This is a genomic window from Bacillus sp. 05T22 (genome assembly GCF_056396765.1).
The window spans coordinates 31870-44727 of record NZ_JBFTMC010000017.1 but is presented as its reverse complement, the minus strand read 5'-3'; the positions used below and the strand labels follow the sequence as shown (position 1 = coordinate 44727).

The 12858-nt window shown below is 37.4% G+C and carries 13 protein-coding genes; all 13 read right to left on the bottom strand.

Annotated features, from left to right (window positions below):
• Nucleotides 1-13 precede the first annotated feature (13 nt).
• The 13 genes from sucC to smc all read right to left on the bottom strand — a co-directional run bounded on the left by sucC (nt 14) and on the right by smc (nt 12786).
• A complete protein-coding gene (gene sucC / locus AC1DIT_RS08455; RefSeq protein ID WP_016115965.1) occupies nt 14-1174 on the bottom strand; it encodes an ADP-forming succinate--CoA ligase subunit beta in 1161 nt (386 codons plus the stop codon).
• A 211-nt stretch (nt 1175-1385) separates the two neighbouring features.
• Complete coding sequence (locus AC1DIT_RS08450) at nt 1386-2159, bottom strand: ribonuclease HII (protein WP_016115966.1); 774 nt, start codon at nt 2157-2159, stop codon at nt 1386-1388.
• 56 nt (nt 2160-2215) lie between these two features.
• Complete coding sequence (gene ylqF, locus AC1DIT_RS08445) at nt 2216-3088, bottom strand: ribosome biogenesis GTPase YlqF (RefSeq protein WP_016115967.1); 873 nt, start codon at nt 3086-3088, stop codon at nt 2216-2218.
• A 21-nt stretch (nt 3089-3109) separates the two neighbouring features.
• Nucleotides 3110-3661, bottom strand: coding sequence for a signal peptidase I (gene lepB / locus AC1DIT_RS08440; RefSeq protein WP_016115968.1), 552 nt, complete (start codon nt 3659-3661; stop codon nt 3110-3112).
• A 101-nt stretch (nt 3662-3762) separates the two neighbouring features.
• On the bottom strand, nt 3763-4107 hold the full coding sequence (gene rplS, locus AC1DIT_RS08435) for a 50S ribosomal protein L19 (RefSeq protein ID WP_001186516.1): 345 nt from the start codon (nt 4105-4107) through the stop codon (nt 3763-3765).
• A gap of 146 nt (nt 4108-4253) precedes the next feature.
• Nucleotides 4254-4988: a tRNA (guanosine(37)-N1)-methyltransferase TrmD gene (trmD, locus tag AC1DIT_RS08430; RefSeq protein WP_476998136.1), complete on the bottom strand. Its 735-nt coding sequence runs from the start codon at nt 4986-4988 to the stop codon at nt 4254-4256.
• Nucleotides 4988-5503, bottom strand: coding sequence for a ribosome maturation factor RimM (rimM, locus tag AC1DIT_RS08425; RefSeq protein WP_033671426.1), 516 nt, complete (start codon nt 5501-5503; stop codon nt 4988-4990). The genes trmD and rimM overlap by 1 nt, the downstream gene beginning before the upstream one ends.
• Before the next feature lie 119 nt (nt 5504-5622).
• Nucleotides 5623-5850 (bottom strand): KH domain-containing protein, encoded by a 228-nt coding sequence (locus AC1DIT_RS08420; RefSeq protein WP_016115971.1) that lies wholly within the window; start codon nt 5848-5850, stop codon nt 5623-5625.
• A gap of 14 nt (nt 5851-5864) precedes the next feature.
• Nucleotides 5865-6137 carry a 30S ribosomal protein S16 gene (gene rpsP, locus AC1DIT_RS08415; protein WP_000268750.1) on the bottom strand — a complete coding sequence of 91 codons (273 nt, stop codon included), beginning with the start codon at nt 6135-6137 and terminating at the stop codon, nt 5865-5867.
• Between the two features lie 101 nt (nt 6138-6238).
• Entirely contained in the window at nt 6239-7588 is a 1350-nt protein-coding gene (gene ffh, locus AC1DIT_RS08410; protein ID WP_003199457.1) for a signal recognition particle protein, read from the bottom strand.
• 12 nt (nt 7589-7600) lie between these two features.
• Entirely contained in the window at nt 7601-7933 is a 333-nt protein-coding gene (locus AC1DIT_RS08405; protein WP_000891062.1) for a putative DNA-binding protein, read from the bottom strand.
• A 279-nt stretch (nt 7934-8212) separates the two neighbouring features.
• Nucleotides 8213-9202, bottom strand: a complete 990-nt coding sequence (gene ftsY, locus AC1DIT_RS08400) for a signal recognition particle-docking protein FtsY (RefSeq protein ID WP_016115972.1) — start codon at nt 9200-9202, stop codon at nt 8213-8215.
• Between the two features lie 14 nt (nt 9203-9216).
• Nucleotides 9217-12786: a chromosome segregation protein SMC gene (gene smc / locus AC1DIT_RS08395; protein ID WP_016133224.1), complete on the bottom strand. Its 3570-nt coding sequence runs from the start codon at nt 12784-12786 to the stop codon at nt 9217-9219.
• Between the last annotated feature and the right edge of the window lie 72 nt (nt 12787-12858).

Below are 12858 nucleotides of genomic sequence, written 5' to 3'. Positions count from 1 at the left end.
CCCCCGCTTTCTATTAGCCCACTAGTGAAACAATTTTTTGTGCACCGTCTGCCATAGATTCTGCTGCAACAATATTTAAACCAGATTCATTTAAAATTTTCTTACCTAGCTCAACATTTGTACCTTCAAGACGAACAACAAGTGGTAATTCAAGGCCTACTTGTTTTGTCGCTTCAATAACACCTTCTGCAATAACATCACATTTCATAATGCCACCAAAAATGTTAACGAAAATACCTTTTACATTTTTGTCAGAAAGAATAATTTTGAAAGCTTCTGTAACTTTTTCAGCTGTAGCACCGCCACCAACATCTAAGAAGTTAGCTGGATCGCCATGGTAATGTTTAATGATATCCATTGTTGCCATTGCTAATCCTGCACCATTTACCATACAACCAATATTTCCATCTAAAGGAATATAGTTTAAGTCGTATTTAGAAGCTTCAATTTCTTTCGGATCTTCTTCTTCAAGATCACGAAGTTCTAGAATGTCTTTATGACGATATAATGCATTAGAATCAAAATTTAATTTTGCATCTAATGCCATAACTTTTCCATCACCTGTTGTAACAAGTGGGTTGATTTCTGCAATAGAGCAATCTTTTTCGATATAAGCACGATATAAGCCCATCATAAACTTCACAGCTTGTCCTACAAGCTCTTTTGGAATATTGATGTTAAATGCGATTCGGCGCGCTTGGAAACCTTGCAAGCCTACTGCTGGATCGATATATTCTTTAAAGATTTTTTCTGGTGTTTTTTCTGCTACTTCTTCAATTTCTGTTCCGCCTTCTTCAGACGCCATTAAAACAACTTGAGAAGTCGCACGGTCTAAAACTAGACCTACATAATATTCTTTTTTAATATCGCATCCTTCTTCGATAAGTAAGCGTTTTACTTCTTTACCTTCAGGACCCGTTTGATGCGTAACAAGCGTAGTACCTAAAATACTTTCCGCATATGTACGAACTTCTTCTAAATTTTTCGCAACTTTTACTCCGCCAGCTTTGCCGCGTCCACCAGCGTGAATTTGTGCTTTCACTACACATACATCTGTTCCTAATTCTTTCGCTGCTTCTACAGCTTCTTCTACTGTAAATGCAACCTTCCCGTTCGGAACGCTAACCCCATAGCTTCTAAGGACTGCTTTACCTTGGTACTCATGGATATTCATGGTCCCATCCTCCCCTGTTTTCCTGTTTTACTCAAAAAGTTTTTTAATGTTTAAAAAACACTACATTGCCATTGTATAAAATGATTGGCACGCTGTCTACAATAAAGTGTCAGAAAACTGAAATCGCTTTATTCTTTTTTGAAAATAGTAATGTTTATATACCAAAATAAAAAAATAAGCTGTGAGTCACAGCTTATTTTTGAGTCACAGCTTATTTTTGAATCATATCCTTAATCGGTGCAAATGTTTTTCTATGCTCTTCTAATACTCCGTACATTTCAATCGCTTGTAAATGTTGTTTCGTTCCATAGCCCATATGTTGCTCAAATCCATATGCTGGATATTCTTTCCCAAGTTCTTTCATCATGCGATCTCTCGTTACTTTCGCAATAATAGACGCAGCTGCAATAGAAATACTTTTTGCATCACCTTTAATAATAGATGTTTGCGGAATTGGTGTAGGAAGCTTCATTGCATCAATTAATAAATATTCTGGTGTACATGCTAAATTCGCAATTGCATCTAACATTGCTCGTTTCGTCGCTTGATAAATATTTATTTCATCAATAACTTGCGGAGATACAATTCCAACCCCAATCGCGATTGCCTGTTCTTTAATTTCATCATAAAAACGCTCACGTTTCGCTTCACTGAGTTTTTTAGAGTCATTTAACCCTGGGATATAGAAATCTCCCGGAAGGACGACAGCAGCCGTAACAACGGGCCCAGCTAGCGGTCCTCTCCCCACTTCATCAATTCCAGCAATATATGAGAGCCCTTTTTCACGTAATGCTTTTTCATATTTTGACATCTCTAAAAACTTTTCTTTTTCCTTTTGCGCTAACTCTTTTTGTTTATACCATTTTAAAATGAGCTTTTGAACGCCTTTCCGCTCATCCTTCAATAACACTTGAAATCTTTCATCTTCTTCATTCTTAATTTCTTGTAATACACATTCTGCCTCTTGAATTGTGATTTTTTGCATCAATGTACACTCCCTTTTAAAAATAACCAAAAAGAAAAGACGCACAAACGCACGTCTTATACTTCTTCTACTTCCTCTGCAAATTCTTCCGGTGTTTCAAATGTCATTTTTCCAAGTTTACCACCGCGAAGCTCGCGAAGAATAAGCTCAGATGTTTTATCATAATCAATCATTCCGCCGCCCATTAGGCAACCTCTATTTCTTCCAATCACATCAAAGAATTCTACAATGTCTTCTGGAATTTCACTTAATTTATAACGTTCTTGTATACGTTCTGGATAATGCTTTTCCATAAAACGAAGTGCATATACTGCTACATCTTGTAAATTTAAAATAGAATCTTTAATTGCACCCGTTGTCGCAAGGCGAAGTCCAACTAATTCATCTTCAAATTTAGGCCATAAAATACCTGGTGTATCCAGTAGTTCCATTTCCTTACCAACCTTAATCCATTGTTGGGCTGTTGTAACACCTGGACGATCACCTGTTTTTGCAATATTTTTCTTTGCTAATTTATTAATCAATGTAGATTTACCGACATTGGGAATACCTACAATTAAAGCGCGAATTGCTCTTGGACGAATGCCTTTTGCAACCATTTTGTCAAATTTTTCTTTTACAAGCACTTTACATGCAGCTGCAATTTCTTTCATACCTTGTCCAGCCTGCGCATTAATTGAAATTGCTTTATGCCCTTTTTCCTCAAAATAGGCGATCCATTGCTTTGTTAGTCGATCATCTGCCATATCCGCTTTATTTAAAACAACAAGCCTCGGCTTATGTGTAATAATTTCATCAATCATCGGGTTTCGAGAAGATAAAGGTAATCGAGCATCTACAAGTTCAATTACAACATCAATTAACTTTAATTTCTCTGTTACTTGGCGCCTAGCTTTTGCCATATGCCCTGGGAACCATTGAATTACCATGTTGCCACCTTCTTTTTTCGTTTATTTCACAATACGTGCGTCTTTTAATGGCCAATATAACATATTCGCTTCTCCAATTACTTGGTCCATCGAAATCGTTCCAATAGTACGACTATCTTTACTAAAACGACGATTGTCACCTAGTACAAATAATTGACCTTTTGGAACTGTTTTCTTACCTGTAATTTCTTCAAGCTTGAAATCATATGTAAGTGGTCCATCAGCAAGTTGTTTTTTCTGCTTGTCTAAATACGGTTCCTCATAAGGTTTTCCGTTAATATAGAGTTTATCATTACGATACTCAATTTCATCGCCTGGCAAGCCGATAACACGTTTAATATAATCTTTTTCTTCTGTTGCTTGGAATACGATTATGTCAAAACGTTTCGGTTCACCAATGTGATAACCAATTTTATTAACAATCATTCGATCACGATCATGTAGCGTCGGCGACATTGATACACCATCCACAAGGATTGGAGCAAAGAAAAATTGTCTAATAACACCCGCTAACACAATAGCAATCAAAATTGCTTTTATCCATTCCCAAAGTGAACTCTTCTCTTTCTTCATGTATTTCCCCTCCACAGTTATGTAAGCTGTTCGTATTATATCAAAATTTCATATAGATTGGAAAAAGGGAGCTTGTGCATTTACAAGCTCCCATACATGTCTTATCGAATTTCTTTAATACGCGCTTTTTTACCGCGAAGGTTACGTAAGTAGTATAACTTAGCACGACGTACTTTACCACGGCGAAGTACTTCGATTTTCGCGATTCTTGGCGTGTGAACTGGGAATGTACGCTCAACACCTACACCGTAAGAAATCTTACGCACTGTGAATGTTTCACTGATTCCGCCACCACGACGTTTAATTACAACACCTTCAAAAAGCTGAATTCTCTCACGAGTACCCTCAACTACTTTTACGTGTACACGTAAAGTGTCACCAGGACGGAATGAAGGTAGGTCAGTTTTTAATTGGCCTTTTGTAATTTCTGCGATTAATTGTTGYATATTCAATTCTCTCCTTTAAACGGATGCTCTTATAAAGTCTTAATAAATTACAGCGGAACATCGTTAATACGGCTACTGATTTCAGTAACACAAATGTTATAATATCATATTGCTAGGCCTGTTGCAATAGAAAATATATGAAGTTCTTATTGCTCTTTTTTAATTTGTTCAATCCATTTTTCTTCTTGCTTTGATAATTGACGTTCTTCAAGTAAATCTGGTCGACGTGTATACGTACGGCGCAGGGATTCTTTATGACGCCATTCATCAATATTTTTATGATTCCCTGACGTAAGTACATCCGGTACCTTCATGCCACGGAAATCAGCTGGACGTGTATAGTGCGGATGCTCTAACAAACCAGTACTAAAAGAATCTTCCACCTGAGAAGTGTGATTTCCAAGTACTCCTGGCAAAAGACGTACAACACTATCGGTAACAACCATAGAGGCTAATTCTCCGCCCGTTAATACGTAATCACCAATAGAAATCTCATCTGTTACAAGATGTTCACGAATTCGTTCATCATATCCTTCATAATGACCACATACAAAAATAAMATGCTCTTCTCCAGCAAGCTCTTCTGCCTTTTTCTGCGTGAAACGCTCTCCTTGTGGACACATTAAGACAACCCTTGGTTTACGGTCAGTTTCCTTCGTTAACTCTTCCACCGCATCAAAGATAGGCTGCGGGGTTAATACCATCCCCGCGCCCCCACCGTACGGATAATCATCTACACTGTTATGCTTACTTGTTGTATAATCACGAAAATTTACAACCCTAAGCTCCACTGCCTCTTTTTCTTGCGCTTTTTTTAAAATCGAAGATCCAAAAACACCGGTGAACATCTCTGGAAATAATGTTAAAATATCGATTTTCATTATAGCAATCCTTCCATTACATGAATGGTTACTAATTTATTTTCAATATTAACTTGAAGTACAACATCATCAATGTAAGGAATTAAAAGATCTTGACCTTTCGGGCGTTTGATCACCCAAACATCATTCGCACCAGGAGATAGAATCTCTTTTATCGTACCTAAATCCTCTCCATCTTCTGTTACAACTTTACAGCCAATAATTTCATGGTAATAGTACTCACCTTCAGCAAGTTCACCTAACTGCTCTTCTGGTACTTTGATTGAAGAACCTTTTAGCTTCTCTACTTCATCTACATTGTTATACCCTTCAAACGTTAATAAATCAAATGTTTTGTGTTGACGATGAGAAGCGACCTTTACCGAAAGTGGTTCCGTCCCTTTATCATGCCATATGTATAATGTATTCCCTACTTTATATCGTTCTTCAGGAAAATCGGTACGAGAAATAACTCGAATTTCCCCTCTAACACCATGAGTATTTACAATTTTACCTACGTTAAACCATTTTGTCATAAACAGCATGTCACCCCTGTTTTCTATATAAGTTAAGCATTTCCATTCCATATATGGAACATGCAATTTCTTTAAAAATGTTAAAAAAGGGAGAGGAAAAATCCTCGCCCTTTTAACGTTTATTGAATTTCCAGTGTGACTTTCTCATCATTGTGATGTCCCACTGAATACAAGAGCATCCGAATTGCTTTCGCAACTCGCCCCTGCTTTCCAATGACTTTTCCAACATCCTCAGGATGCACAGTCAATCGATACTTTATCTCTCCGTTGCAAAGTTCCTGTGAAACTTTTACATCTTCAGGATGATCTACAAGAGGTTTGACAATTGTTTCGATTAACTTTTTCATTGTCATTGCCTCAATTACTTACCTTGTTTAGATAAGTGGAATTTCTCCATGATACCTTGGTTAGAGAAAAGATTGCGAACTGTATCAGATGGTTTCGCACCATTTCCTAACCATTTTAATGCTGCTTCTTCGTTGATTTTCACTTCAGCTGGTTGAGCAACCGGATTGTAAGTACCGATTTCCTCAATGAAACGTCCGTCACGAGGAGAACGAGAATCTGCAACAACTACACGATAGAAAGGAGTTTTTTTAGCTCCCATACGTTTTAAACGAATTTTAACTGCCATTTATAAAGCACCTCCGAATTTATTTCACACAGATAATTATATTAGCAAAAAGACTATTGCTTTGTAAAGTATTTTTTCTTAACAGAGCCATCTTTTTTTCCTTACATAAATGGAAACTTCAATCCACCTAGTCCTTTTTTCTTACCTTTTTGCATGCCTGTCATCGTCTTCATCATTTTTTTCATATCTTCAAACTGCTTCAGTAGACGATTAATTTCTTGTACTGTTGTACCACTACCTTTGGCAATGCGTTTTTTACGACTAGCATTGATAATTTCCGGATGTTCTCGCTCTACTTTTGTCATAGAACGAATAATTGCCTCAATATGCCCAATTTGTTTTTCATCAACTTGTGCATTTTTCAGCCCTTTAATTTTATTTGCACCAGGAAGCATTCCTAGCAATTCATCAAGTGGTCCAAGTTGACGCACTTGTCCAAGTTGCTCTAGGAAATCGTCTAGCGTAAACGAAAGCGTACGCATTTTTTGCTCAAGTTCTTTTGCTTTTTCCTCATCAACTGTAGCTTGCGCTTTTTCAATTAATGTTAAAACGTCACCCATCCCTAAAATACGGGATGCCATGCGTTCTGGATGGAACGCTTCAATCGCATCTAGCTTTTCACCCATACCAGCAAATTTAATTGGTGTGTTTGTTACTGCTTTAATAGATAGTGCCGCACCACCGCGCGTATCACCGTCTAATTTCGTTAAAACAACACCTGTTAAACCTAACTGTTCATGGAAACTTTGTGCAACATTTACCGCATCTTGTCCTGTCATCGCATCGACAACAAGGAAGATTTCATCCGGTTTCGCAACTTCTTTCACTTTCGCTAATTCATCCATTAGTTCTTCATCAATATGCAGGCGACCCGCTGTATCGATTAAAACATAATCATGATGATCTTCTTTTGCTTTCGCAATCGCTTGTTTCGCAATTTCAACAGGACTTACTTGATCTCCTAATGAGAAAACAGGCATGTCCAATTGCTTCCCTAATGTTTCAAGCTGTTTAATCGCTGCAGGACGGTAAATATCCGCTGCAACAAGCATCGGTTTACGATTATGCTTTTTACGAAGCAAATTCGCAAGTTTACCTGTTGTCGTTGTTTTACCTGCCCCTTGCAGACCAACCATCATAATAACAGTTGGCGGCTTATTAGCGACAGCAATTTTACTTTGCTCTCCGCCCATAAGTTCTGTAAGTTCTTCCTGTACAACTTTAATTACTTGTTGGCCAGGTGTCAAACTCTTCATTACATCTTGTCCGACAGCACGCTCAGACACACGCTTTACAAAATCTTTTACTACTTTAAAGTTAACATCCGCTTCTAAAAGAGCAAGACGAACTTCTCTCATCATTTCTTTTACATCGGCTTCAGAAACTTTTCCTTTGCCGCGGATTTTTTGCATCGTCTGTTGAAGTCGGTCGGCTAATCCTTCAAATGCCATATTGCCGCCCTCCTAATCTAATTTTTCGATAGCTTCAACAACTTGTTTCATTTCTTCATTCACATGCTCTTCTTCGCTGATTAGCTGTTTTAGCTTTGCAACAAGTCGCTGTCGCTCTTGAAACTTTTGAAGTAATACTAATTTCTCTTCATATTCTTCAAGCATCGCTTCAGTCCGTTTAATGTTATCATACACGGCTTGGCGACTTACATCAAATTCTTCCGCAATTTCACCAAGAGATAAATCATCTAAATAATAAAGCGACATATAACTTCTTTGTTTTTGCGTTAACAACGATTGATAAAAATCAAATAAATAATTCATTCTCGTTGTTTTTTCGAGCATGTTGGATCATCCTTTGTTAAGTGATTTCCCTTTACATGAATTAGTTTACATGGAGTATAAAAGAGTGTCAAGTTTTTTTCTTAACATGATATATTTTTTATAAAAAAGAAGCGAAAAAACCGCTTCTTTCACTTCCCCTGTTATTTGCGGGCAGTAAGACCTCCACCTTAAGATTCAAAGAGAAGCGAAGAAGATAGGTGGAGGATAACCACCCATAAATACCCGATTGGTGAGGGCTAACCATCCATAGAAAATGCCTCCACGGATGGAAGTTTCACTTTATACTTCTTCTTTTTCTACTAAGTTTGCAAATAAACCATACACATATTGTTCTGGATCAAATTGCTGTAAGTCGTCCATTTGTTCTCCAAGTCCAACAAATTTCACTGGTACGTCCATCTCATTACGAATCGCTAATACGATACCACCTTTAGCAGTCCCGTCTAATTTCGTTAGAACAATACCTGTAACATTCGTTGCTTCGCGGAATGTTTTCGCTTGACTTAAACCATTTTGACCTGTCGTTGCATCAATAACAAGCAATACTTCATGAGGAGCACCTGGAACTTCGCGTTCAATGACACGTTTCACCTTTTCTAACTCCTTCATTAAATTCACTTTATTTTGCAAGCGACCTGCTGTATCACATAGCAAGACATCTACTTTACGCGCTTTTGCAGCTTGAACAGCATCATACATAACCGCTGCCGGGTCAGAACCAGATCCTTGTTTAATAACTTCCACACCAACTCGGTCGCCCCATACTTCTAGCTGTTCGATTGCCCCTGCACGGAACGTATCCCCTGCTGCTAATAAGACAGACTTACCTTCGGATTTAAACTTATGAGCCATTTTGCCAATTGTTGTCGTTTTCCCAACACCATTAACACCCACAAATAAAATAACCGTTAATTGATCTTGTTGTATATTAAGTTCATTACTGAAGTCTTCTTCACCTTTGTAAATCCCTACTAGTTTTTCCGAAATAACAGCTTGCACTTCTCTCGGATCTTGAATATTGCGGCGTTGTACTTCTTCCTTCAACTGATCGATAAGTTCCATTACTGTTGCAACACCAACATCTGCACCAATTAAAATTTCCTCTAATTCCTCAAAGAAATCCTCATCGACTTTACGATAGCGATACACTAAATCATTTACTTTATCCGCAAATGAATTTCTCGTTTTTTCTAACCCTTGCTTAAACTTCTCTGTTACAGTATCTGTTTGTTTCGAAATCTTTTCTTTTAATTTTTTAAAGAAGCTCATTCTTCTCATCCTTCCTATTTGCTTGCAACAAGCTCTTCTCCGTCATCTAAACGAACGGAAACAAGCTTAGAAACACCTGATTCTTGCATTGTTACCCCGTACAGTACATCTGATTCTTCCATCGTACCTTTTCGATGTGTAATAACAATAAACTGCGTTTCATCACTAAACTTTTTCAAATACTGCGCAAAACGAGCTACATTCGCTTCATCAAGCGCCGCTTCAACCTCATCTAGTACACAGAACGGAACAGGTCTTACTTTTAAAATACCAAATAGCAGTGCAATTGCAGTTAAAGCACGCTCCCCGCCTGAAAGTAAACCTAAATTTTGCAGTTTCTTACCCGGTGGCTGCGCAACAATATCAATGCCTGTATTTAATAAATCTTGCGGATTTGTCATCACTAAGTCTGCTCTTCCTCCGCCAAATAGTTCACAAAAGACAGTCTGGAATTCTGTACGAATTGCCTGGAATGTAGTAGAGAAGCGTTTTTTCATCTCTTCATCCATTTCCATAATAACTTGATGCAATGTCGCTTTCGCTTCTTCTAAGTCATCTCGCTGCTCTAACAAGAACGTATGTCGTTCCGCTACGCGTTCATACTCTTCAATTGCCCCTAAGTTTACTGTTCCGAGCTCCTCGATTGATAGTTTGATTAATTTCACCTTTTTACGCGCATCTTCTGCAGGTATTATCATTGTATACTTCAGTTTTGCTGCTTCAAATGAAATCGTATACGTTTCGCGTAAATGTTGCAATCTATTTTCTAATTCAACATCAAGGCGATTGATTTTCACTTCTTGATCTTTTAAAACCTCGAGAACATATTTATGTCGTCCTTTCGTATCTTTCACTTCACGCTCTATATGTTCTACCCGTTCTTGAAGGCTCAGGCGTTGCTCACGACGGGAACTAATTAATTCCGATGTTTGATTTCGATCATGTGCTTTCTTTTCAATCATATTCGTAATTTGCTCTTCACCGCTTGAATTCGATGTCATTTCTTGCTTTAAAAATGTTAAATCTTCTTTTGTTTTTACAAGCGTTCGCTGCGTTTCCTCTTGTTCTTTCGTCAAACGATCTACTTTCTCTTTTTGATTAGACAAACGTTGCTGCTTTTCTGCTGCTTGTACTTTCAGCTCCGTCATCTCCGCCTGAACTTTTTCTTTCGAAGAATGCTGGTCACTTTTTTGCTTCGTTAAAGCAACAATTTTTTCATCAAGCTCTGTGATATCTTTTTGAAGCTCTATTAAAATTCTATCCAGCTCTTGTTTTCGCCCTTGCATTCTCACTTGATCTTGTAAAAATCCTTCTATTTCCAAATCATAAATAGATAAACGATCATTAATGCGATGCTCTTCTAGCTCAAGCTGATTAATTTCTTCTTTTAATTTTTGTTCATCTACACGCTCTTGTTCTGCATCGTGACGTAATTCTTTTATCTTAACTTCTTTTTCTTGAATTTCTTGTTTTAACGCTCTAACAAAATTTTCTAACTTAGAAGTTTTTTCTTCCATTTCAGTAAGCTTCTTGCTCCACTCTTCTAATTCACGTTGTCGCCCTAATAGAGAAGATTTCGCTTGTTTTACAGCCCCACCAGTCATAGAACCGCCAGGATTTACAACATCTCCTTCAATCGTTACAATACGGTAGCGATATTGTAATTGCTTCGCTAACTCATTCGCACCTCTTAAATCTTTTGCAACGACGACCGTTCCTAATAAATTTGAAACTATGTTTTCATATTTATTATTGTACTGCACGAGTTCTGCTGCCACACCTATAAACGCTGGATGTTGCTTTATCATACGTAACTGTTCAAATGATAACGACCTTCCCTTAATAACTGCCTGTGGTAAAAACGTCGCACGTCCATGGCGATTTTGTTTCAAAAAGGCAATTGCCTCGCGAGCATGCTCTTCTGTTTGTACAACAACGTGTTGCATTGCTGCACCAAGTGCAATCTCCATAGCAACTTCATATTCCTTCGGTACAGTAAGTAGTTCAGCGACCGCACCTTCAATGCCATGTAGTTTACTTTCACGGGCTTTTAATACTTCACGTACACCTTGATAAAATCCAGAATAGTCTTCTTGCATCTCTTCCAGCATTTCTTTTCGAGAGCGAGCTTGTTGAACAAATTGATATGCTTGATACAATTTTGTTTCATTTTCACTATATTGCACCTTGCATTTTCCAAGCGCCGCTTCTGTTTTTTGTATATTGGTAATAACGCTTGTCACTTTCTCTTTTACTTCTTCATAACTCTCTACTAATTTTTCCTTTTTAGCTGTAATTTGCATACGCATTTGTACATACTTTTCATTTTCTTCATCAAGGCGTTGATTTTTAGAATTTTGTTGTTTGAATTGTTCCTCAAGCATAGATAATTCATTACGATTACTTGCTTGTTGATTTAAAAGTTCAATATAATCTCCTTTTAAATGCTCAATTTGCTCTTCTAGGTTTTCTGCATATGTAGAAAGAAGTTTCTCATTTTCGTGTAGCTTTTGTTCTAATTCTTTTACCTGATTTGCAAATTTCATTAGTTCTTCTGTACTGGTTTCGATTTCCCCATCATAAATCTTGGCTTTTTCTGTTAACTCAATAATTAACTGTTCAAGCTGTGCGCAGTGCGTTGTTGCATTTTGCTTTCGTTCCTTTAACAATTCACGCTGCCCTTCTAATTTTTCTAACTCTTTACTAGAAAGAAGGAGAACTTCTTGCAAGGAATCTACAGATTCATCAATCGCTTGCAATTGTCCGCGTAATTCTTCGAGCTCTGCTTCATTTTTTTGTAAATGTGTTGACATTTTTACTTCTTCATCTTTATTGTGTCCAAACTGCTTTCTAATCGCTTCCCATTTTTCATGTAATTCTTCAATTTCATATACAATGAGAGCTGCTTCTACTTTTTCTAGTTCTTCTTTTTTCTCAAGATAGTCTTTCGCAATAGAAGCTTGTCTTTCAAGCGGCTCTACTTGAGTGCTTAATTCGTGAATAATATCTTGCACACGATTTAAGTTTTCTTGTGTTTCTGCTAATTTTCCTTCAGCTTTCTTTTTGCGAAGCTTATATTTTAATACGCCTGCTGCTTCTTCAAATACACCACGACGCTCTTCAGATTTACTGCTTAAAATTTCTTCTACTTTTCCTTGGCTAATAATTGAGAAAGCTTCTCGTCCCATGCCAGAATCCATAAATAAATCAACAATATCTTTTAATCGACAAGATTGTTTGTTAATAAAAAAGTCACTATCTCCTGAGCGAGAAACGCGACGCGTAACACTCACTTCATTATACTCAATAGGTAAACGCTGATCTTCATTATTTAAGGTTAATGTTACCTCTGCAACATTAACTGCTCTTCGCGTATCACTTCCCGCAAAAATAATATCCTCCATTTTTGCACCGCGTAATGATTTTGCAGATTGTTCACCAAGTACCCAGCGAATCGCGTCAGTAATATTACTCTTTCCGCTTCCATTAGGACCAACTACAGAGGTTACACCTGGAACAAAGTCAACAGATACACGCTCCGCAAAGGATTTAAATCCTACTATTTCTAATCTCTTTAAAAACACGAAAGGCCTTCCCCCTATTCTCCGTTTTTATAGTCTCTGTCTATAAAAACAAACTACTGTACGGATTCATTT